Below are 22355 nucleotides of genomic sequence, written 5' to 3'. Positions count from 1 at the left end.
CATCCGCGTTTTCATCCTGCGGACGGGCGCGAGCGCCGGGCGGGGCGGCGCGAGGAGGTGGGGCGGGCCTCGAGTCCGTCGCCGTCAGGCGAGAGCCGTGCGGCCTTCGTGCTCGGGCAGGCGTTCGCGCAGCATCCGCTCTGCCAGCTCGGCGAGCCTCTGCGTTGCGGGTGACAGCAGCACGCCCTCCCGCTGCACCAGGGCGATGGTGTCGTGCATCGGCGCGGCGAACGGGAAGGTGCGGATGCCGGGTGGGAACGCGTCGGACTCCGCGATCGAGCGCGACACGATCGTGTCGGCCGTGCCTGCGGCGACCAGGCTGAGCGCCGTTTCGACGTGCTCGACCTCGACGGCGGGGTCAAGCGTGAGCCCTCGCAGCCGTGCGCGCTCGAGCAACTGGCGCCTCGTGGGGTCTTCCCATCCGGCGAACGCGTCGTAGAGCACGAGCTTGGCGTCGGCGACCTCGTCGATCGTCACGGGCGGCGCGTCAACCTCGCGCGTGGCCGAGGCATACAGCACCTCGTCGCGGAACAGCGGCCGCACGTCGAGACCGACCTCGTCGACCGGCAGCACGAGCAAGCCGGCCTCGAGCTCCCCGGCGGCGATCGAACGCGCGACATGTGCGGAGTTGATGCCGACCAGCCGCAGTCGCACATTGGGATGCCGGTGGTGAAAGGTCTCGGCAAGGTCTGCCAGCGCGTAGTAGGCCGCGTTGCGCAGCACGCCGAATGTGCAGGTGCCGCGATCGAGCGACGTGAGCGCCTGAATCGTGTCGATGCCGTTCTGCACCGCGCTCACCGCCTGGGCCGCGTGTGGACGCAGTTCGAGCGCCGCCGCCGTCGGCACGAGACGTCTGCTGCCGCGCGCGAAGAGCGTGACGCCCAGCTCGCGCTCGAGTCGCGCGACCAGCTCGGAGACGGATGCCTGCGTCATCCCGAGGGTCTTCGCCGCCGCCGTGAACGAGCCGTCCTCGAGGGCGGCGAGGAAGGCAGTCAGCTGGGTGATGGTCACACCCAATGGTAAACCCGATGGTTTACGCAGGACCATCAGGGTTGTCGCGTGGTTCGGGTCGATCTAGCCTTCCTGCATGCGTTACTCCTCAGCAGTGCTCGCCCGCTTCGACGGCGACTTCCACCACCTCAAGACCCCGCTCATCGATGCACCCGCCGCGCAGCGCGACCCCGCGGTGATCGAGACCGTGACGAACATGCTCGCGGACATCCGTGACCGCGGTCTCGATGCCGTGCTCGACTACGCGCGAAAGCTCGACAACTATCAGGGCACCGACATCGAGCTCAGCCCCGAGCAGATCGCGAGCAGCGGAGGACGCCTCGACCCCGACCTGCGGGCGGCCATCGAACTCGGCGCCGCGCGGACGCAGGCGTTCGCCCGCGCCTCGCGCGAGCACCTGACCGACTTCGAGACCGAGTTCGTTCCCGGCATCGTCACCGGCGCGAAGTACATCCCCGTCTCCCGCGTCGGCGCCTATCTGCCCGCCGGGCGCTTTCCCCTCACGGCCAGCGCGTTCATGACCGTGGGTGTGGCGAAGGCGGCCGGCGTGCCGACCGTCATCGCATGCACGCCTCCGCAGCCCGACGGCGGAGCGAACGATGCCGTCGTCTATGCCGCACACCTGTCCGGAGTCGACCGGGTGTTCGTGATCGGCGGCGTGCAGGCGCTCGCCGCCATGGCCTATGGCCTCCTCGGCGATCTGCCCGTCGACATGCTCGTCGGCGCCGGCAATGCATTCGTGGCCGAAGCCAAGCGACAGCTCTTCGGCACGGTTGCCATCGATCTGCTCGCCGGTCCGAGCGAGGTCGCCGTCATCTCCGACGAGACCGCCGACCCCGTGCTGGTCGCGGCCGACCTGCTGGGGCAGGCAGAGCACGGGCCGAACTCGCCTGCGGCGCTCATCACGACATCCGAAGAGCACGGCCACGCCGTGATCGCCGAGATCGAGCGGCAGCTCGAGACACTGGCGACCGTCGACATCGCCGGTGCCGCCTGGCGCGACTACGGCGTCGTCACGGTCGTGAAGGACCGCGAGACCGCGGTGGCGCTGATGGACGACCTCGCCCCCGAGCACCTCGAGCTGCTCACCGCGGACGACGACTGGTACCACGAGAATCTGCGCAACTACGGCTCGATCTTCATCGGACCCTGGAGCACTGTCGCCTACTCGGACAAGGGAATGGCGGGCACCAACCATGTGCTGCCCACGGCCGGCGGAGCCAAGCACAGTGCGGGGCTCTCGGTGTCGCGCTTCCTCAAGCCGCTCACCTATCAGCGCATCAGTCGCGAGGCAACGCCCGAGCTCGCGAACGCGGTGCAGGTGATCTCGGACTCCGAGGGCATGGCCGCGCACAGCGCCACGGCGACACTGCGGTTGGACCGTCTCGCCTGATCGCCGGCCAACTCGCCTCATCGGGTGTCGACGGGTAGGTCGATGCCGGATGCAGGCCGAAAACACGGATGCAGGCCGAGATCGGCGATCTCGGCCTGCATCCGCGCTTTCGTCCTGCAAACGGCCCGGGAGGACGGGCCGAAGCGGCGGACGCTGACCGAGCCTCAGGGAGCGGTGTAGCCGCCGTCGACGAGGTGGTAGCTGCCGGTGATGAAGCTGGCGGCGTCGCTGGCGAGGAAGGCGATGAGGTTGGCGACCTCGTCGGGCTGGCCGAGGCGACCGATCGGGTGCTTGCTCACGAGGAACGCCTTGGCCTCGTCGCCCATGGTGGCGAGCAGCGGGGTGTCGATGAAGCCGGGGCCGACCGAGTTCACGCGCACGCCCTGGGCGGAGTATTCGAGGGCGGCCGACTTGGTCATGCCGACGACGGCGTGCTTGGCGGCGACGTAGGCGGGGGAGTTCGCGAAGCCGACGCTGCCGAGAATCGATGCGATGTTGACGACCGAGCCGCCGCCGTTCGCGAGGATCGAGGGGATCTGCGCCTTCATGTTGCGGAACACGGCGTTGAGGTTGATCGAGATGACCTTGTCCCACGCGGCGTCGTCGTACTCGGCGGTGGGGGCGGATGCTCCGCCGATGCCGGCGTTGTTGACGCCGATGCGCAGCGGGGCGAGCGTGTTCGCGAGCTCGACCGAGCTGGCGATCCACTCGACATCGGTCGCGTCTCCGACGGAGGCTTCCGCGGTGCCGCCGGCAGCGCGGATCTCGTCGACGACCGCGTTCGCGTTGTCCGCGTTGAGGTCGTTGACGACGACCGAGGCGCCGTTCTGGGCGAGCAGCAGGGCGGTCGAGCGGCCGATTCCGCTGCCTGCTCCCGTCACGATCGCCGAGCGGTTCGAGACGTCGTACTGAGCCACGAGTGACTCCTCTTCCGGACGGTCACGGTGCCGGGAGATCTTCTCGGACGGTCCGTCCTAGGTCTCCAGCCTACGCCCGCAAGGTCGAGATGGATGCGTGTGAATGAATCTGTCGGAGTCCTCGGGTGTGATTCTCGTAGCCCCATCGCGGAATACCCGGCGCGGGTATACGCTTATCTGTAATACCCCCCAGGGGTACTACGACGGAATGAGGAGACATGATGACGACGAACGAGTTCCAGGTGACGGGCATGACGTGCGGGCACTGCGAGATGTCGGTCCGTGAAGAGGTCTCCGAGGTTCCCGGTGTCGAAGGCGTCGAGGTCAGTGCGCAGACCGGCAAGCTCGTCGTCAGCGGGTCGGCCCCGATCGACGAGGCACGGATCCTCGCGGCCGTCGCCGGGGCAGGCTATTCGGCGGTGCGGTCGGCATGAACACAGGAGCACGGCTCGGCCTCTTCGGGGCCGGCCTGGTGGTGGCGTTCGGCGCGGCTTTCGGTCTCGCCGGCATCATCGTTCCCGCGAGCGCAGTGAGCGACTGGACGAAGGGTGCAGACATGGACGAACACGGCAGTCACGGTGCAGACGTCGCAGGTGCCGGGGCGCAAGCGAACGCTTCCGCAGATGATCTGAAGGGGCTCTCCCTCGGACTCGGCGGATACGCGATGTCGCCCGTCGAGGCCCCGGCATCCACAGGAGAATCGGGCGAGCTGGCGTTCCGGATCGACGACGCAGCCGGCATCCCGCTGACGGAGTATGCCACCGCGCACGAGAAAGAGCTGCACCTGATCGTGGTGCGCTCTGACGGAAGCGGGTTCCGTCACGTGCATCCGGTGCTCGATGAATCGACCGGCACCTGGTCGTTGCCGTGGGAATGGGCGGATGCCGGAACCTACCGCGTCTTCGCGGACTTCACTCCTGCGGGCGCCGACGCTCCGTCGCTCACTCTCACGCGCACGGTCGAGGTGGCGGGCGAGTTCGCATCCGTCGTGCCGCAGCCGACCCGGGTCGCGGAGGTCGACGGGTATACGGTCTCGGTCGACGGTGCTCTGGAAGCGGGAGCCGCGAGCGATCTGACGTTCACCGTGACCGGTGACGGTCAGCCGGTCACCGCCCTGCAGCCGTATCTCGGGGCCTTCGGGCACCTCGTCGCCCTCCGCGAGGGAGACCTCGCCTATCTTCATGTGCACGCAGCAGGAGACGAGCCCCGAGCCGGCGCCACATCGGGGCCGGAGATCGCGTTCGCCGTCCAGGCGCCGACCGCCGGGCGCTACCTGCTGTACCTCGACTTCCAGGTCGACGGCGCCGTGCACACCGCCGAGCTCGTGCTCGATGCCACGCAGGCGGACGGCCCGACGGACCCACACGACGACTCGCACGACGCCGGGCACTGACCGTCGCGCATCGCTCCGCAGCAGCCGTCCGCTGCGGCCCACACCGTCACCGCAGAGAAGGAACGAACATGAGCACGTCAGCACCCCTGACGACGGGGAGAGGTCTCGAGCTGGAGATCGGCGGCATGACCTGCGCGTCCTGCGCGATGCGCATCGAGAAGAAGCTGAACAAGCTCGATGGTGTCGTCGCCACCGTCAACTACGCGACCGAGAAGGCGAAGGTCACGGTTCCCGAAGGATTCGACCCCGCCGCACTGATCGCCGAGGTCGAGAAGACCGGATACTCGGCATCGCTGCCGGCTCCGAAAGCGGCCGTGCGTGACGCGGGTGACGATGACGGCTCGGATCCAGAGTTGCGCTCGCTGCGCAATCGCCTGATCGGTGCGGTCGTGCTGACCCTGCCGGTGATCGCGATGGCCATGATCCCCGCGCTGCAGTTCACCTACTGGCAGTGGGCGTCGCTCGCACTGGCGGCTCCGGTGATCGTCTGGGCGGCCTGGCCGTTCCACCGGGCCGCGTGGATGAACCTGCGCCACGGCGCGGCGACCATGGACACGCTGATCTCCCTGGGCACGTCGGCCGCCTTCCTGTGGTCGCTGTATGCCCTGTTTTTCGGCACGGCCGGCACGCCGGGCATGACCCACCCCTTCGAGTTCTCACTCGCTCCGTCGGATGGAGCGGCGAACATCTACCTCGAGGTGGGCGCCGGCGTGACGATGTTCATCCTCGCCGGGCGTTATTTCGAGAAGCGGTCGAAGAAGCAGGCGGGTGCTGCACTGCGCGCGCTGCTCGAGCTCGGCGCGAAGGATGTCGCCGTGCTGCGCGGCGGGGTGGAGACCAAGATCCCGGTCGAAGACCTGCGTGTGGGAGACGAGTTCGTCGTTCGGCCCGGCGAGAAGATCGCGACCGACGGCATCGTCGTCTCGGGCACATCGGCCGTCGACGCGTCGATGCTCACGGGCGAGGCCGTGCCGGTCGAGGTCGCCGAGCGCGACGCGGTCACGGGCGCCACGACGAACGTCGGCGGACGGCTCGTGGTTCGTGCCACCCGTATCGGCTCCGACACGCAGCTGGCGCAGATGGCCCGGCTCGTCGAGGACGCTCAGACGGGGAAGGCGGAGGTGCAGCGCCTCGCCGACAGGATCTCGGGGGTCTTCGTGCCGATCGTGATCGTGATCGCGGTCGTCACCCTGGGCGGTTGGCTCGGCGCGGGATTCCCGGCGACGGCTGCCTTCACCGCGGCGGTCGCCGTGCTCGTGATCGCGTGCCCTTGCGCGCTCGGACTCGCCACTCCCACGGCGCTACTCGTCGGCACCGGTCGAGGTGCGCAGATGGGGGTGCTCATCAAGGGGCCGGAGGTCTTGGAGTCCACGCGCACGGTCGACACCGTCGTGCTCGACAAGACGGGCACCGTGACCACCGGAAAGATGACTCTCGTCGACGTGGTCGTCGAGCCCGGCACCGACCGCGCGGAGCTCCTGCGACTGGCCGGCGCGTTGGAGGATGCCTCGGAACACCCGATCGCCCAGGCCATCGCCACGGGTGCGACGCAGGAGGTCGGGGTGCTCCCGGCGCCCGAGGACTTCGCGAACATCGAAGGCAAGGGCGTGCAGGGCGTGGTCGACGGACACTCCGTCGTCGTCGGCCGGGAATCGCTCCTCGCCGAGTGGGCGCAGAGCCTGAGCCCCGAGCTCGCGTCGACGAAGGTCCGCGCCGAGGGAGAGGGCAAGACTGTCGTCGCGGTGGGCTGGGACGGCCGGGCACGCGGCATCCTCATCGTGGCCGACACGGTGAAGCCCGGCAGCGCCGAGGCGATCGCCCGGTTCCGGCAGGTCGGGCTGACGCCGATCCTGCTCACCGGCGACAACGAGGCCGTCGCCCGGAGGATCGCGGCAGAGGTCGGCATCGACGAGGTCATCGCCGAAGTCCTGCCCAAGGACAAGGTCGACGTCATCGCCCGGCTGCAGGGTGAGGGAAAGACCGTCGCGATGGTCGGCGACGGCGTGAACGACGCCCCCGCGCTGGCTCAGGCCGATCTCGGCCTGGCCATGGGCACCGGAGCGGATGTCGCGATCGAAGCGTCGGACATCACCCTGGTGCGCGGAGATCTGCGCAGCGCGGTCGACGCGATCCGGCTCTCTCGGGCGACCCTCTCGACCATCAAGACGAACCTGTTCTGGGCCTTCGCCTACAACGTCGCGGCCATTCCCGTCGCGGCACTCGGAATGCTCAACCCGATGCTGGCCGGCGCGGCGATGGCCCTGTCGAGCGTGTTCGTCGTCGGCAACAGCCTGCGCCTGCGCGGGTTCCGCAGTGTCGTCGCATCCGCCTGACGAGCGGAGCAGACGCCGGTGCTCGGGTGATCGGGGCGCCGTGCGGTCGACATCCGACCGCACGGCGCACTCTGTCACGGGACGATGACTGCGCGACCGCGGATGCTGTTCGAGGCGAGGTCCTCGTAGGCCTTCGGGCCGTCATCGAGCGAGTACGTCTCGGTCTGGACGTGGATCTTGCCGGCGCGGGCGAGGTCGAGGACCTCGATCAGCTCGGAGCGGGATCCCCAGTAGGGGATGCGCACGGCGGCGTCGAAGGCGATCGTTCCGAAGCCGAGACTCATCATCCCGCCGCCGATGCCGACGATCGTGACGTCGGAATCCAGCGCCGCCACGCTCTGCGCCAGGGCCATGGTCGGGTTCGCGCCGACGAAGTCGAACACGGCGTTCGCGCCGAGGCCGCCGGTGATCTCGCGGATCTTCTCGGCCGCCGAGGCATCGCTGATGAGCGCGTGATCGGCGCCCACCTCGGTGGCCAGTTCGAGCTTCGCGTCGTTGACGTCGAGAGCGATCACCGTGGCGCCTGAGATCGCCTTCAGGATCTGAATGCCGACATGACCGAGGCCGCCGGTGCCGATGACCACGGCGAAGGTGCCGGCGCCGAGCTTCGGAAGCGAGCGCTTGATCGCGTGGTACGGCGTGAGACCCGCGTCGGTGAGCGAGACGTTCTGCACGGGGTCGAGGTCGCCGAGCGGCACGAGGTGGCGGGCGTCGTCGACGATCATGTACTCGGCCATCGAACCCTGGCTGCCGAGCCCGGGAGGGCGGATGCCCTCGGCGGCGGCGTTCGTGCAGTAGTTCTCCGCGCCCTGCGAGCAGTTGTGGCAGCGTCCGCAGCCCCACGGCCCGTAGACCGCCACGGCGTCGCCTACCTTCAGCGTGGAGTCGACGCCCTCGCCGATCTCATGCACGATGCCCGCGCCCTCATGACCGAGCGTCAGCGGCAGCGGATAGCTCTGCTCGAGGTAGTCCTTCTCGGGAAGGCCCATGACGTAGTCGTCGGAGTGGCAGACGCCACCGGCCGTGACCTTGAGCAGCACCTGGCCGGGTCCGGGCTTCGGAATCGGGATGTCGACGACGACGGGCGGCTTGCCGATCTCGACGTAACGGAGAGCTTTCATGTGGATCTTCTTCCTGGCGCCCGAGCGGTCTGCCGCGCGGTGCGGAGGCGTGGGCGCTCGGCGCCGTCTCTTCCATTATCGAGGCGGCGCTGAGGGGCGAGGTCGCTCGCCGGCACGGTGATCGGTCAGGAGGCGCGGATGCGCCCATCCACCAGGGTGACGCTGTGCTCGGCGTCGCCGATCACAGCCGGATCGTGCGAGACGCAGACCACGGCGACACCGCGCGCAGCCTCTTCCCGCAGCGTGGTGCGGATGCGGCGACTGCTGACGGAATCGAGGCCCGTCGTCGGCTCATCCAGCAGCAACAGGTCGGCGTCTCTGGACAGCCCCTGGGCGAGCAGCGCTCGCTGCTGCTGGCCGCCGGAGAGGGAGGCGAACGGGTGCTTGGCCAGCTCTCGGATGTCGAGTCGGTCCATCGACCGCTCGACGAGGACGCGCGCCGCGGCATCCATCCGGCGCCACGGTCCGAGCCGGCCCCACGCTCCGACGCTCACCACGTCTCTCACCGACACGGGAAGCCCCGGAGGGATCGCGGCACGCTGCGGAACGAAGGCGATGGTCCCGGTGACGCTCCGTTCGCCGCCGTGCGCTCGCGTGCCGGCGAGCACCTCCAGCAGCGTCGACTTGCCCGCGCCGTTCGGCCCGGTGATGACGGTCATCGCACCCGAAGAGAACTCGACTCCCACATCGGAGAGGGCCGCCCGACCGTCGAACGCCACAGTGATGCCGCTCAAGCGCGCGGTCGTGACATGGGTCGCCCGGGGGAGGATCATTCCTCGAGTTTATGAGTTTGATAATCATTCTCAAAAACGTCTAAGCTCGCCAAACGTGAGCGTTCATCCGATCGGCATCCTCGACCCGTTCGCCCTCGACTTCCTGCAGCGCGGGATGCTCGGGGGAGCACTGGTGGCGATCCTGTGCGCGATCGTCGGCACGTGGGTCGTCATCCGCGGGATGGCGTTCCTCGGCGAGGCGCTGGCTCACGGCATGCTCCCGGGCGTCGCACTGGCCACCGTTCTCTCCCTGCCGGTCCTGGTCGGCGGTGCGATCAGCGCTGTCGCCATGAGCGTGGGGATCGGTGCACTGCAACGACGAGCCCGACTGTCGTACGACACGAGCATCGGTCTCTTGTTCGTCTCGATGCTGGCGCTGGGCGTCATCGTCATCTCCCACTCAGGCAGCTTCGCCACCGACGCGACCGCGATCCTCTTCGGCGACATCCTCGCGATCACTCAGAGCGACCTCGTGCTGCTCGCCGCCGCCGCCATCGCGGGACTGATCGTCGCGGTGCTCTTCCACCGGTCGTTCGTCGCCCTCTCTCTCGATGCGCGCATCGCCGCCGTGCTCGGGCTGGGTCCGCGGATCGCGCAGGCCGCCCTCGTCGGGCTCGTCACGCTCGCCGTCGTCGCCTCCTATCAGGCGGTCGGATCGATGCTCGTCGTCGGCCTGCTGCTGGCGCCGGCGGTCGCCGCCGGACACTGGACCACGCGCATCCCCACCCGGATGGCGCTCGCCGCGGTCTTCGGCGTGGCCGCGGTCTTCATCGGCCTCCTCGTGTCCTGGTATGCCGCGACGGCCGCGGGTGCGTCCGTCGCGGCATCCGCGATCCTGCTCGCCTGCCTCTCCTGGGTGGCGCGAACAGCCCTCGACTCCCATGGGACGCGGGCGCAACGCGCCTGACCCTGCTGTCGCGAAGACGCGACCTCCCGCACGACACACGACAAGGAAGGACCCCGTGCGCTTTCGCATCGCCCCGCTCGCCCTCATCGGCGCTCTCACCGTCTCTCTCGCCGCCTGCAGCTCCACGCCCGCCGACCTGGCCCCGTCGAGCGAGGCCGACGACGACGGACACGGCGCTGTCGCCGGCGCAGAAGAAGTGGCCGAGCCGCAGCTCGGCCTGACCTGGATCGATCCGGAAGGCGCCGTCACCCACCTGGACCTCCTCGACGAGAGCGTCAGCGACATCGGCGAGATCCCTCCGGTGACCGCCATGAAGACGGACGGACGCTACCTCTTCGCGCAGACCGACGAGGGCGTCGAGATCGTCGACAGCGGCGTGTGGACCTGGGACCACGTCGATCATTTCCACTACTACCGCGCGGAACCCGCCCTGCTCGGTTCCGTGACAGGAGAAGGTGAAGCCGCCATCGCGACGACCAACCTGTCGACGACGGGCGGCACCGGGATCTCGTTCGCCGGCTCGGGCGATGCCGTGCTGCTCGACACGCAGGCGCTGTCTAAGGGTGAGATCAGCGAGCTGTTCCGCATCGAGCGCGAGCCGCACGAGGGGCTCGTCGTGCCGGTCGGCTCATTCGCCCTCATCACCGAGGCGACCGACGGCGTCGGCACGAGCGTCGCCGGATACACGGCCGACGGCGAGGCGACGGGCCTCACAGAGCCGTGCGTCGATCCAGCCGGCACGATCACGACGCGCGTCGGCGCGGTCATCGGGTGCCGAGACGGCGCCCTGCTCGCTCACGTCGACGGCGGCGAGCTGCACGTGGAGCGAATCCCGTATCCCGCCGGCACGACCGCGCTGCCCGCACAGTCATTCGACAACCGCGAAGGGCGACCCACGGTCGCGGGTCTCGCGGGCTCGGAGGGGATCTGGCTGCTGGACACGCGCGAGCGGTCCTGGACGCTGCTCCCCATGCCGACCCCGCTCGTGCAGGTGACGGCGGTCGACGACGAAGACGGCCACCTGCTCGCACTCGCTCAGGACGGACGCGTGCTCGTGCTCGACGACGAGAACGCGGCAGTGGTCTCCGAGACCTCGCCGCTCGCCGCGGAGTCACTCGCCGCCGGCATGGCTCCGGTGCTCATCGCCGATCAGCACCGCGCCTACCTGAGCGCGCCGAGCGAGCACCGCCTCTACGAGATCGACTACGCGGATGCCGCACGCGTCGCCCGCACCTTCGACACGACCACCAGCCCGGCGTTCGTCGCCGAGACAGGACGATGACATGCGTCTCGCACGCCTCCTCGCGACCCTGGCGGCCTCCGCATTCGTCGCGTCCGGCCTCGCTGCATGCTCCGCGACGGACGACGCTCGCCCGACCATCGTGGTCTCGACGAACATCCTCGGCGACGTCGTCGACGAACTCGTCGGCGATCAGGCGCAGGTCGTGACGCTCATGAAGCCCAATGCCGACCCGCACTCGTTCGAGATCTCGGCGCAGGAGGCCGCCACCCTGCGCAGCGCGGACCTGCTGGTGTCGAACGGCCTCGGCCTGGAAGAGAGGCTGCAGCAGCACCTCGACGCGGCCGACGGGGTGGCCGCATTCGTGGCCGGCGACGCGATCGAGGTCCTCGACTACAGCGAGGGCGATGCCGCGGGGATGCCCGACTCGCACTTCTGGACCGACCCCGAGCGCATGGTCGACGTGGTCGACGCCATCGAGCCCGTGCTCGCCGAGGTCGACGGCATCGACGTCGACGCCCTCGGTGAGACGGTCGAGGGATACCGAGCGGAACTCCGGATGCTGGACGCGGAGATGACCGAGGCGTTCGCGACGATTCCGGACGAGAGACGGGCCCTGGTCACCAACCACCATGTGTTCGGCTACCTCGCTCAGCGTTTCGACTTCGAGATCGTCGGCGCGGTGATCCCCGGCGGAACGACGCTCGCGGCGCCCTCGGCATCCGACCTCGCCGACCTCGTCGACGCGATCGAGGAGACCGGTGTTCCTGCGATCTTCGCGGAATCCTCGTCGCCCGACCGGCTGGTGCAGGCGCTGGCGAGCGAGGCGGACGTGCAGGTCGAGGTCATCGAGCTCTTCACCGAATCCCTCACCGGCCCGGACGAGGGTGCACCCGACTACCTGACCATGATGCGCGTCAACACCGAACGCATCACCACCGGTCTCACGCAGTGAGACCTCACCACAGAGAAAGAGGAATGCACATGCGAACCTCCCCCCTTCGACGCGCGCTGATCAGCGTCGCGGCCCTCGGCGCCGTCGTCACGCTGGCGTCATGCGCCGCCGGCGGCTCGGCCGCGCCGGCATCCACCCCCGACGGCAGCGGATCCGACGCCCAGCCCGGCCCCCGCGTGGCGGTCGCCTATGAGGGCGGCATCCTCGTGCTCGACGGCGAGACGCTCGACACGGTCGCCGATTTCGAGTCCGAGCCGTTCACGCGACTCAACGCCGCCGGAGACGACCGGCACGTCATGGTCACGATGAGCGAGGGCTTCCAGGTGCTCGACACGGCGGCCGGAACGACCGACGAGCCCGAGCTCACCGACACGATCTTCGAAACCGACACCCCCGGCCACGTCGTGCGGCACGCCGACAAGACCGTGCTCTACGCCGACGGCACGAGCGATACGACGATCTTCGACACCGCCGACCTGGCGAGCGCCGACGGACTGCCCGAGGTCGAGACCGTCGCGGGGGTCGAGGCGCACCACGGCGTCTCGGTCGTGCTCGAAGACGGCACCTTCCTGACCACCATCGGCAACGCCGACGGGCGCAACGGCATCGTCGCGAAGGATGCCGACGGCACCGAGATCGCCTCGTCGGACCAGTGCCCGGGTGTGCACGGTGAGGGAACCGCCAAGGACGAGGCCGTCGTCTTCGGCTGCGAGAACGGCGCGTTGATCTACCACGACGGCGAGATCACCAAGGTCGACGCCCCCGACCAGCCGTACGGGCGCATGGGCAATGCCTACGTGAGCGAGACCAGCCCCATCATCGTCGGCGACTACAAGAACGACGTCGACGCCGAGGGCTACCTGCTCAGCGCGGTGACCCTGATCGACACCGAGGCCAAGACGCTCGACGTCGTCGACCTGCCCGAGGGCGTCGAGTACACCTTCCGTGACGTCGTGCGCGGACCGGGCGACCTCGCCTACATCCTCAGCAGCGACGGAGCCATCCACGTGCTCGACCCGGAGTCCGGCGAGATCACCGACAGCTTCCCCGTCGTCGAGGCATGGGAGGGCCCGGCCGAGTGGCAGGACGCCCACCCCGCCATCGTCGTCGCCGGAAACGTGGCGTACGTCACCGAGCCCGCTGCCAACAGCGTGCACGCGGTCGACCTGACTGCCGGTGAGGTGCTCGCCAGCACCGAGCTCGACGTGACGCCGAACGAGATCGCCCCCGCAGCAGGCTGATCCTGATCCGTCGATGGTGAACAGAGGCGGGCGAGACGGTCGGAGTTGCCGTCTCGCCCGCCTTTCATTGGTGTCTATGCGGGAACGTAGCTGGGTGACACTGTGTGTCACCAAGTTGAACGTGCCGCACCTCCCCATCGCTCGCCGACGCCTCATCCAGTCTGCGGTCCCGAAGGAACGGCGCTCGACAGATCAGGACCCCGACGAGCGGTGGCGGTGTGCAGTCAGGTACAGCACCGTCGTCCTGATCTTCTAATGAGTGGTGATCGATGGGCTAGATCCGAGCGCGACGGGAGACACTGATATCCGTCGGCACGAGAGGCATCCCTGTACGCTGGAGCCGCTCGCGGCGGACGACATCTGGCCACGGACTGAGCCGATGAACGGTAGGTAACCCTTGGTCAATCTTCGGGTAGAGGTGCGCAAGAAGCTGTGGGGTAACGCCGGAAATCGTTGCGCGTTCGCCATGTGTGGGCAACGTCTCGTGGCAGATGCGGACGACCCCGACAAGTCTTCCGGTGCCGGCACATCAGTGCTCGGCGAAGAGGCGCACATTCGGTCATCCAGGGTCAGCGGCCCTCGCTACGACGCCGCCTACCCCCGCGAGAAGCTCAATGAGTACGAGAACTTGATCCTTCTCTGCCCGACCCATCACACAGCTATCGACAAGAAAAAGGGAAGCGCCTGGCCGATCGAGGAAGTCGTGGCGATGAAGCAAGCGCACGACACATACGTCGACGCAGTCATGGGCTCGAAGGCCAAGAGCGAACTCGAGCTTGATGTCGCGCTCGCGGCGCGCATCGACAAGTGGGAAGGCGATATTGGTCTTGCCGACTGGGAGGAACTGTCGCGTTGTTTGAACGACGTACATCCCTATGTGACTAGTGCGCAGTGGTTCTCGCTCACTTCAACTTCCAGCTGGCTTGCCGGCCTGAAATGGCCCGTCGAGTATCCGAAGCTGACCGTTGCCTTTAAAACGCATGGCAACGTACTCCGAGCGTTGGTTCAGCACCTTTCTGATGCCTTCATTCTCGAAGGCAACAGACACGAAATCAGACGGCGACATAAAGAGAGATGGTTCGGAGGCCCCGACGGAGAGCGGCATTACACCGAAGCGATCTCTCAGTTCGGCGTCGATGACGCTGTCGCTGGAGTGCTTATCACGGAGCTTACTCGCTCCGTAAATCTCGTCATCGAGGCTGTGAACGACGAACTCATCCCGCTGTACAGATTCAACGACGGGGCGGTTCAGATGATCGAGGGGGATGTGTTATGGGGGCTCTGGAGTTCAACGCCACATTTTGCGCCGCTAGATTGGGTCAGCTTCCCGCGAGCCTACGAACTGCGCGACATTGCGCAGCGAGTGAGGGACGCGCTCGACGGAGGTGATCCCCGAAACGGGGTGTCCATGAGCATCGCAGCCTTCGATCCGAGTTTCCGAAGCTGACGCGAACGGAACTCTGGATCTCGGTCCGCCTCCCCACCGCTCTGCGCATGGTCACACCCGCGATCCATCGCGCGCGGTCGATGCAACGAGGCCTCGTGCTCCTCTCACAAGCGATCGACGCGAATCTTGATCCGTTCGGGCAGCGGGGTTCACCCTGCCCGCCAGTCTGGTGCGCCTTCAGTAGTTTGAACAGCATTTCACAGGAGACCTGCAGAGACGTTCCCGACAAAGAATCGTCGGGAACGCAGTGAGATTATACGGAATATCACCGGGCCGCGAGGTTTCGGGTGGTCCAGGTCGACTTTGTCGTGACACTTTCCTGGCGGCTGTCTGAAGAGCTCAGCGCTTGCCGCACATCAGAGCACCCCCACACAACAACTCGGACGGATCGTCCTCTTCGCGCTCGGTAGTCGCGGCTCCTTTGTCGTGGGCGGTCTACGAGGGCATGATCAAGGTCGCGCCAAGGGCGCCTAGGGTAATTGCGGCGCCTGCGATCGCCGCCCAGGCAGCCAACCAGCTACCACGCTTTGCGCTCTGCGCAACCTTCAATGCCTCGTCGCTCGCGGCAGTGGAAGCCGACATGTGATTCTCCTGGGCTTCAAGCTGAGCCCGCAACGTGACGTTCTGGTCGCGCTGCTCCTTGAGTTGGGCGTTGGAATTGTCGAGCAGGGCGGTGAGCAGCCCAGCGCCGACGCTCGGAGCTCTCGCCGCAAACTCTTCGACGGTGATGTCTGGCGCATCGGCTGAATCGAGATCGATTCCCTCGATCACGAGCTCGTTAGTTGGCTCGGGAAGCGAATCTCGGAAGGCCATCCAATACGGCGAATCGACTACGAGATCTGTCACCCATGACTTGTTGATTCCAGGAGTCGAGCCCAGCTCAGAGATTGCGCCCGAGATCGATTTGGCGGCAGATGCGCTCCACCTAGCGACGGCATCCGTGATCGGCGCAAACGCCTGGGCGGCCACGAGGACGGCCTTGTCGTGAAGGGGATGTGTTTCGTCTTCGACGATCGCGTTGAGTTCCTCCAGGCCCGTCTCCCAGAGTTGCTCGATCTCCGAGTCATCTGACGTTGGGCGTGCACTTTCCAGCGGAACCCACACGCCGTTTCGGCGGACTCTCACCTCAGAGAACTTCCCGGGCTCGCTGTCCGTGTGCTCAGTCCATTCTGTTGAAGCCGCACGCCCATCGTCGTCGCGGTCTTGTGCGCCCTTCATCGAGACTCCCCTCACGTGTTGGATGATTCACAGCCCTAGGAATGCCTTGGCAAGTTCGATCAGAGACCCGGCTACGGCTTCAGCGGCCACCCCACCCGCAACGGCGATGGACCCGGTGCGCACCTGCTCCAGAAAGCGTTTCACCTTCGGCTTGTCCATGCTCTTCTCTTCGGAAACAGCTGCGACGAACTGCTGTGCGTGATCGGAGGACAGCCCGAGAGCTTCGACCTCGCGACGGAGCGACTCATCGTCACCCTTGTTGATGCTGCTTCGCTGACGGATGCCAGTGCCAGTTCCGACGTTCGCGCCATCGCCGAATATGTTGTTCGTGACGTGGAAGACAACGCCAGCTAGTTGAGGCTCGCTAGCCACGGTGGGACCTCCGAATGAACCAGCGTCCGGTGCTGCGCTCTGCAGTTCCAGCGCGAAGTCGAGGGCCTTAGAGCGGATCACGTCAAGGACGCCACGAAGGCTCTGAGGTGTGATGAGGTTGCATGCCGTGTATAGGATCTCGTACTCGAAGCGAAACATTTCCGAGTCGTGATACTCCCGCACGGCCGCGGCGGACCACTCACGGGAAGCGTCGTTCTCTGACTCTGACAGTGCCTGCAATTCCATCAGCGGCTGCTTCATTTCGACGTCCCACCAGGGGTCAAGGGAGTTCGGCCGGATCGTGAGCGTGACGTGGCGGAACGACTGCATGGGACCAGCGAAGGTGCCCTGAACGTTGGTGTGGAGGACTCTGTATGGCGGTAGCGGTGCATCATCGGCGTAGCCGTTCAACTCGTGAGCGACCCAAGTTCGAATGTCACTCGCGCCCACTCGATGAGCAGCGATCTTCACCATCCGGAGCAGGTCTGTGACCGGCACCGACGAGTTGGTGCTGGCGTCGATGATGTTGTCGAGGACGGTCACGGTATCAAGCTAGTGGCAAACTCGGCTGGCCGCGGCGTCACTGTCGGGAGCGTGGTGAGCTAACACTGAACGTCACCAGATCGAGACGGTATGGCGCCGTGGAGCCATCTTTCGCCGTGATGCTATCCAGATAGCTGCAGGACAGAACTCAGGGAATCCCCAAATGAACTGATGACTGTCCTGCAACGCTCCAACGGGTTCCGCAACACGCCCCAGTGCGTTGGCGCCTACTGTCGTCTCATTCAGGATCCGGACTGGACCGCATGTCAGAACATTGGAGATGCTGCCTGGTTTCCCGGATTCGAGGGAGTTCTCGCTCCGTCCGTCACGGGTGAGGGCGACGAGCTCGGCGCATTCGAGTCGCGTGCCAGCGCTCATCTTGCTCTCAAGCAGAGTGAGCCTCTGACCTTCGCAGAGCTCAGCCGACGAACTGACGTAGCTACCTGAGGGGGCGGATCCACTGGCGTTTGGCGCCGCGGTCAGGCGCCGCGTACTTCCGATCCTCGATGCTCGACTGAGTTTTGGCTCAGCGCGCTGCCCCGTGGGCGCCGTCGCGCCGGAACGTCCTGCCACATTTCGGAGTACTCACTATCCAGGCGACGCTGGAACCTCAGGACCTCGTTGGGCTCCGCGAATACGGCTCCGCGCAAGATGTATTGGGCTTGATCGAGTTCAGGTAGTCCGAGCCAGTCGAAGCTCGAGGGACGTGCGATCACGTGACGCGTTCCTCGCGGCGCGGCGAGGTAGTACTCGGATCTCCCCCAGCGATCGTGCACTGCGTCCTCCACCCGCGACTCGACGAGCGCTAGACCCAGCGATTCGATTGTTCGCATAGCGTTCTCCGCCTCGCGGAGTGCCTGCTCGATCTGGCCGACGCCTGATGCGGTCTTCCGGTAATGCTGGTGGTCGTTGCGAACTTCGTTCACCTTGCCCCGTTGTAGGGCTTGCGCGACGCTCTTGAGTCCTGAGGTGAGCTTCATCCGACTACCGTCTGTGAGGCACAGGAACGGCGCGGTCGAGGTGAAAGGGAACTTTTTAAGCCGACTCCCCCGGGAGTACGCGGGGAAGTCATCTGCCGGGCGGGTCAAACCTTCGGCCTCGTCGTCCAAGGCCGCGAGGCGCGATGAGAGGAACTCGAACCCCCTCGCCATCGTGTAGATGTCCAGCTTGCCGCTCAGGAAGTCGTACGACTTCAGCGAGTCCCCGCCGTAGCCCACGGACTCTTGAACGAGCTCGAAACCACGCGCGTTGTCCGCTTCGAAGCCGTAGTGGAACGCATGCGGATCGGCTACGTGATCGTGCAGAAGTGCCCACGCTGAGAACGCAAGGGATTCCTGGAGAAATCTCTCCAGCTCGCGGAAATACTTGCTTGCCACTCCGAGGAACTCCTCGGTGTCTCGCATGCCGGGAGCACTCGAGGCTCGGGTTAGCCCGAGTAGCTTCTCGTGGAGGCGCCAAAACTCTGCTCTGGGATCTTGTTCACTGTGTAACGGGAACCCGAGCTTCCACAGGATACGATTGGCGATGCTCTCGTCGCTTTCTTCGAGTCCATGGCCCACGCGCAAGTTCTTCGCCAGGCGCTGGAGTGCGTCGCGCCCGACCAGTCCCAGTCGAGTTACGCAATCCAGGGGCTCAGCAGTGCGGAAGAACGTATCTAGTTGTTCCTCGAGTGAGTCAGCGACGATCCCACGTAGCATCCATTCCAAATCAGCGCGGTCGCGTGATTCCTTCAGGTCATAGATGTTGGTGAGTTCGTCCCGCAGTCGAAGCGCAGCGAACCCGGGGTGGTCCGAGACGAATCTCACTCCAAGTCGTCCGAGCTCCGGGGAGAGGCCGAATGCCCCTGAGCGACGCTCTTTGTTGAGTACCGGGCGGCGGACCTCGCCGGTAGGAACGACTATCTCGGAGTCGTAGACAAGGGAGTCCAGGGCATCCTGGAGCACGGGTTCCTTGACGAGAAGAGCGATCTGCATCAGTTGCGCGCGTTCGAGGCCGGCCACAGTCTTGTTCGCGTCACCGACATCCAGGAAGTCACGCACCAGTTCTCGCAGGGACCCACCAGTGGAGTTGAAGAGATACGCGATAAGCCCGCGAAGCTCCCGCAGGCTCAGAGCGTCGCCGAGCAGCGTCGCGGAAACGCCCACCGCGGTGTCGGAGAACATGATGGCATCAACGTCGCGCACATCGTCCGCCGCACCGAACCAGTCGACCTCTTTGCTGTCGCCGTCGGGGAAGGCGTCCTCAAACTTGTCTCGATGGCTGTTAATCGTGGCGGCAGAGCTCGTTGTTAGGTGTACGCGATGCGCAACGTCACACATCACATCCGAGCAATGGAAAGCTTCCACTCGCCTCCCCGACGCTAGCTGCCTTGTCGATTGAGACTCGAGCAGTCCGTACGGGCCAGTCACATATCTTCCGTACTGCTGAACTCCAACGGGAGTGGCGTCAAGGAACCGCTGAGTCTCTTCGTAGGTCAGAACGGGCTGCCCTTCGTCGAACATATCGGCGTACGCGTCGTAGGATTCGCGTCCGAAAGGGAACGGGAATCGAATCTTCCCGGCAAGGACCTGCGCGGAGATCGCCTTCGCCATCCCGTCGAGGTCGGTGCTGTCGATGTCTACCAGAAGCTTCTCGCGGCCGATAGCGAGAGCACACATCAGCCGCGCTTCTTTCGCGGGGATCTTGTCCGCGCGAGACGTGACGACCTTCGTCAGTGCGGCGTCGCCGTACTCGGTCAGCTTGATCGCGTTCGATAATCCGTCGGGTATCGAGTAGTCGTTAGCGATGATCGAATCGCCAAGCAGCCGCACCAGGTCGACGAATCGAGCGTACTTCTCCTTGAGCGCATGGGTGCCGAGGGTGGCTTCTAGCTCTGGCGGCAACTTCGTCGGCACCGGGTCTCCTAAGTTGAGTGACGTCAGCAGGTCTGTCTAAGGTGAGTGATCTACTTCTATTCGTGAACATACCGAACGTGAGCCATAGTTCGCCAAGTTCGGTCGCGGGAGACACACGCTGTGAGATTGGTGCCCTGCTAAGCGGACGGCCACGTGGTCCCGCGGGTCGGGGCCGTTCAGTAGTGCGTGGTCTACGACCTCCGCGACGCGCTCCGCGAATGTGACGCCGCTGATCGCCAGGCTGGTGAGAGCGGGGGATGTCACCGCGCCCAGGGACAAACCATCGATGCCCACGATGCGCAACGTCGCGGGCATCGATGGTTTGTCCCTCTGAAGCTGCGCCTCTGAGGGCTCCCATGGCCATCAGGTCGCTGAAGGCGATCACTGTGTCGGTCTCAGGGAATCGTGCGAGTAGTTCACGCACTCCGCGTTCGCCCGCATCTACCGACTGGGCCTCGGCGTCGCAGACTATGACGGCGGCCCTCGACTGCGCATCGACCACCTTCTCGTATGCGATGCGCCGTGTGCTCGGTACGTACTGGTCGGTAATCATGTGGCTTTCGAGGAGTCCGAAGCGTATCGAACCGCTGCGCACAGATCTGCCACCAGGTCGCGGAAGCCGCCATCGAAATCGAAGTCTACGGAGTGAGATCGTTGCCACCTCTTGACTTCCGCTCCACTCAGGCATAACGTACAACCAAATGGTTGCACAACGAGAACTGAGCGAAGCGGAGGTCGACCGTGTGTTCCACGCATTGGCGACGTCGACCCGGCGTGACATCCTGCGTCGGACGATCGAGCGGGAGCAGTCCGTCTCGACCCTCGCCTCCGAATATGAGATGTCGTTCGCCGCAGTGCAGAAGCACGTGGCCGTGCTCGAAGCGGCGAACCTCATCGTCAAGCGCGCCGAGGGACGCGAGCGGCTCGTCCGCGCGAACCCCGAGATGATCGCCCGCGCCAGGGCGCTCCTCGCCCGATACGAAGAGCTGTGGCGGTCGCGCATCGCCCGACTCGACGATCTGCTGGCCGAGAAGCCGGCATCCATCACCGACACCACCGATGTTCCACGAACCGAAGAAGGAGACTGACATGCCCGTCACGGATGTCACCACCGATGTCGACAACCTCACCATGACCGTCGTCGCTGATTTCGCGGCGCCGATCGAGCGGGTCTGGGCCGCATACAGCGACCCGCGCCAGCTCGAGCGGTTCTGGGGTCCTCCCGGATGGCCGGCCACCTTCACCGCCTGGGACCACACGGTCGGCGGACGCGCGCAGTACTCGATGAACGGCCCGCGCGGTGAGAAGTCGTCGGGGTCGTGGGAGTTCCTCTCGATCGACGCCCCGCACAGCTTCGAGGTGCTCGACTCGTTCGCCGACGATGAGGGCAACCCCCTCGACGGCTTCCCGGCGCAACGCATGTCGTTCGCCTTCGAGTCCACCGCCGACGGCACCCGCATGGTCACGACCAGTCACTTCGACTCGGTCGAGGCGATCGAGCAGGTCGTCGAGATGGGCCAGGTCGAGGGAATCACGCTCGCGATGAGCCAGCTCGACGCCGTGCTGCAGGATCTCCGCGACTACGCCCAGGGCAAGGGCACCCAGGTCGAGCTGCTCGACGACACCCACGTGCGCATCACGCGACTCGTCGAAGGGCCGCGCGAACTGGTCTGGCGCGCCCACAACGAGCCCGAGCTCATGAAGCAGTGGCTGCTCGGGCCCGACGGGTGGGAGATGACCGAGTGCGTCCTCGCCACCGAAGTCGGGCAGAGCTACCGCACCTCGTGGGCACCCGTGCGCGACACCGAGGGCCAGCCGTTCGGGTTCGAGGGCGAGGCGCTGCTGATCGACGCGCCTCGACGGTCGGTGCAGACCGAGCGGATGATCGGGATGCCGGTCGAGACGCTGAACGACCTGAACCTCTACGAAGAGGACGGCGCGACGCTCATCACGCTCTACATCGAGTACCCCGACAAGGAGACGCGCGACATGATTCTCGCCACCGGCATGGCCGATGGCATGGAGGCCTCGTACGCCCGCCTCGAGAGCGAGCTGCTCGCGGTCTGAGTTCCACGATTCGGGAAGGCCGGTCGCATCCTTCGGGGGCGGCCGGTCTTCCGTGGTTTCGGTGCGGGGATCCGGAGTTACGGAGCGGCGGGGTCGGAGCCCGCGGTGTCACGGCGCGGACGGCGCGTCGACCAGATCGCGAGTGCGATCAGCACCGGCTGGAAGAACAGGCGCACGAAGCGTTTCATGTCGGTGTCGAGCCCGAAGCCATCGCGATGATGCGTCCACTGCGCGATGTTGCCGGGGAACACCGCGATGAAGAACAGCGCGGTGATCACACCGACCAGTCCGCGGTGCTTGCGTGCGACGAGCAGCGCGGTGCCGAGTCCGACCTCGACGACGCCCGAGGCGAGCACGGTCACGTCCGGGTCGAGGGGCACCCACTCGGGCACCTGCGCCTGGAACTCCTCGCGCGCGAAGGTCAGGTGCGAGACGCCCGCGAAGACGAGCGATGAGCCGAGGAAGATCCGGCCGATGGTGCGTGCGACATTCTTCTTCGACATGGTGCGAGTGTACGCGGGGCTCGAACG

Annotated in this window: 19 protein-coding genes; 11 read left to right on the top strand and 8 right to left on the bottom strand. The window is 66.2% G+C overall.

Annotated elements, in window-relative coordinates:
• Window positions 1-84: 84 nt before the first annotated feature.
• Entirely contained in the window at window positions 85-1011 is a 927-nt protein-coding gene (locus tag AB0N61_RS15350) for a LysR family transcriptional regulator (protein WP_363365215.1), read from the bottom strand.
• A 76-nt stretch (window positions 1012-1087) separates the two neighbouring features.
• Between AB0N61_RS15350 and hisD the strand changes: the two genes are divergently transcribed.
• Window positions 1088-2404 carry a histidinol dehydrogenase gene (gene hisD, locus AB0N61_RS15345; protein ID WP_363365214.1) on the top strand — a complete coding sequence of 439 codons (1317 nt, stop codon included), beginning with the start codon at window positions 1088-1090 and terminating at the stop codon, window positions 2402-2404.
• Window positions 2405-2568: 164 nt separating this feature from the next.
• On the opposite strand, the gene AB0N61_RS15340 is transcribed toward hisD, so the two are convergent.
• Window positions 2569-3321 (bottom strand): SDR family NAD(P)-dependent oxidoreductase, encoded by a 753-nt coding sequence (locus AB0N61_RS15340; RefSeq protein WP_363365212.1) that lies wholly within the window; start codon window positions 3319-3321, stop codon window positions 2569-2571.
• Window positions 3322-3539: 218 nt separating this feature from the next.
• Between AB0N61_RS15340 and AB0N61_RS15335 the strand changes: the two genes are divergently transcribed.
• The 3 genes from AB0N61_RS15335 (at window position 3540) to AB0N61_RS15325 (ending at window position 7047) form a co-directional block, all read left to right on the top strand.
• Window positions 3540-3755 (top strand): heavy metal-associated domain-containing protein, encoded by a 216-nt coding sequence (locus tag AB0N61_RS15335; protein ID WP_363365211.1) that lies wholly within the window; start codon window positions 3540-3542, stop codon window positions 3753-3755.
• Window positions 3752-4714, top strand: coding sequence for a heavy-metal-associated domain-containing protein (locus AB0N61_RS15330; protein WP_363365210.1), 963 nt, complete (start codon window positions 3752-3754; stop codon window positions 4712-4714). Before AB0N61_RS15335 ends, AB0N61_RS15330 begins: the two co-directional genes overlap by 4 nt.
• Window positions 4715-4782: 68 nt before the next feature.
• Window positions 4783-7047, top strand: a complete 2265-nt coding sequence (locus AB0N61_RS15325; RefSeq protein ID WP_363365209.1) for a heavy metal translocating P-type ATPase — start codon at window positions 4783-4785, stop codon at window positions 7045-7047.
• Between the two features lie 74 nt (window positions 7048-7121).
• Here AB0N61_RS15325 and AB0N61_RS15320 read toward each other — a convergent pair whose 3' ends face one another.
• Together AB0N61_RS15320 and aztA are read right to left on the bottom strand one after the other, a co-directional pair.
• Window positions 7122-8168, bottom strand: a complete 1047-nt coding sequence (locus AB0N61_RS15320) for an NAD(P)-dependent alcohol dehydrogenase (RefSeq protein WP_363365208.1) — start codon at window positions 8166-8168, stop codon at window positions 7122-7124.
• Between the two features lie 125 nt (window positions 8169-8293).
• Window positions 8294-8941 carry a zinc ABC transporter ATP-binding protein AztA gene (aztA, locus tag AB0N61_RS15315; protein ID WP_363365206.1) on the bottom strand — a complete coding sequence of 216 codons (648 nt, stop codon included), beginning with the start codon at window positions 8939-8941 and terminating at the stop codon, window positions 8294-8296.
• A gap of 55 nt (window positions 8942-8996) precedes the next feature.
• Between aztA and aztB the strand changes: the two genes are divergently transcribed.
• The 5 genes from aztB to AB0N61_RS15290 all read left to right on the top strand — a co-directional run bounded on the left by aztB (window position 8997) and on the right by AB0N61_RS15290 (window position 14731).
• Window positions 8997-9848, top strand: coding sequence for a zinc ABC transporter permease AztB (gene aztB, locus AB0N61_RS15310; RefSeq protein WP_363365204.1), 852 nt, complete (start codon window positions 8997-8999; stop codon window positions 9846-9848).
• Between the two features lie 55 nt (window positions 9849-9903).
• A complete protein-coding gene (locus AB0N61_RS15305; protein ID WP_363365203.1) occupies window positions 9904-11130 on the top strand; it encodes an ABC transporter in 1227 nt (408 codons plus the stop codon).
• A 1-nt stretch (window position 11131) separates the two neighbouring features.
• A complete protein-coding gene (gene aztC / locus AB0N61_RS15300; RefSeq protein WP_363365202.1) occupies window positions 11132-12043 on the top strand; it encodes a zinc ABC transporter substrate-binding protein AztC in 912 nt (303 codons plus the stop codon).
• Between the two features lie 29 nt (window positions 12044-12072).
• Window positions 12073-13284, top strand: coding sequence for a zinc metallochaperone AztD (aztD, locus tag AB0N61_RS15295; RefSeq protein WP_363365201.1), 1212 nt, complete (start codon window positions 12073-12075; stop codon window positions 13282-13284).
• Between the two features lie 418 nt (window positions 13285-13702).
• Window positions 13703-14731: an HNH endonuclease signature motif containing protein gene (locus AB0N61_RS15290; RefSeq protein ID WP_363365200.1), complete on the top strand. Its 1029-nt coding sequence runs from the start codon at window positions 13703-13705 to the stop codon at window positions 14729-14731.
• A 435-nt stretch (window positions 14732-15166) separates the two neighbouring features.
• Here the strand turns inward: AB0N61_RS15290 and AB0N61_RS15285 are convergent, their stop codons facing one another.
• From AB0N61_RS15285 to AB0N61_RS15275, 3 genes are all read right to left on the bottom strand, one after another.
• Complete coding sequence (locus tag AB0N61_RS15285) at window positions 15167-15949, bottom strand: hypothetical protein (protein WP_363365199.1); 783 nt, start codon at window positions 15947-15949, stop codon at window positions 15167-15169.
• A gap of 27 nt (window positions 15950-15976) precedes the next feature.
• Window positions 15977-16864, bottom strand: coding sequence for a hypothetical protein (locus AB0N61_RS15280; RefSeq protein ID WP_363365197.1), 888 nt, complete (start codon window positions 16862-16864; stop codon window positions 15977-15979).
• A gap of 479 nt (window positions 16865-17343) precedes the next feature.
• Window positions 17344-19758 (bottom strand): hypothetical protein, encoded by a 2415-nt coding sequence (locus AB0N61_RS15275; protein ID WP_363365196.1) that lies wholly within the window; start codon window positions 19756-19758, stop codon window positions 17344-17346.
• A gap of 701 nt (window positions 19759-20459) precedes the next feature.
• Here AB0N61_RS15275 and AB0N61_RS15270 point away from each other — a divergent pair.
• Both AB0N61_RS15270 and AB0N61_RS15265 read left to right on the top strand, forming a co-directional pair.
• Window positions 20460-20846, top strand: a complete 387-nt coding sequence (locus tag AB0N61_RS15270) for a helix-turn-helix domain-containing protein (RefSeq protein ID WP_363365195.1) — start codon at window positions 20460-20462, stop codon at window positions 20844-20846.
• A 1-nt stretch (window position 20847) separates the two neighbouring features.
• The gene (locus tag AB0N61_RS15265) at window positions 20848-21825 is read left to right on the top strand and encodes an SRPBCC family protein (RefSeq protein WP_363365194.1); all 978 of its coding nucleotides are present in this window, start codon (window positions 20848-20850) and stop codon (window positions 21823-21825) included.
• A gap of 77 nt (window positions 21826-21902) precedes the next feature.
• Here the strand turns inward: AB0N61_RS15265 and AB0N61_RS15260 are convergent, their stop codons facing one another.
• Complete coding sequence (locus AB0N61_RS15260; protein ID WP_363365193.1) at window positions 21903-22328, bottom strand: DoxX family membrane protein; 426 nt, start codon at window positions 22326-22328, stop codon at window positions 21903-21905.
• Between the last annotated feature and the right edge of the window lie 27 nt (window positions 22329-22355).

The organism is Microbacterium sp. NPDC089320, from assembly GCF_040684875.1.
Taxonomy (GTDB): domain Bacteria; phylum Actinomycetota; class Actinomycetes; order Actinomycetales; family Microbacteriaceae; genus Microbacterium.
Note: the sequence above shows the minus strand (reverse complement) of the source record. Positions and strands in the feature narration are given on the sequence as shown.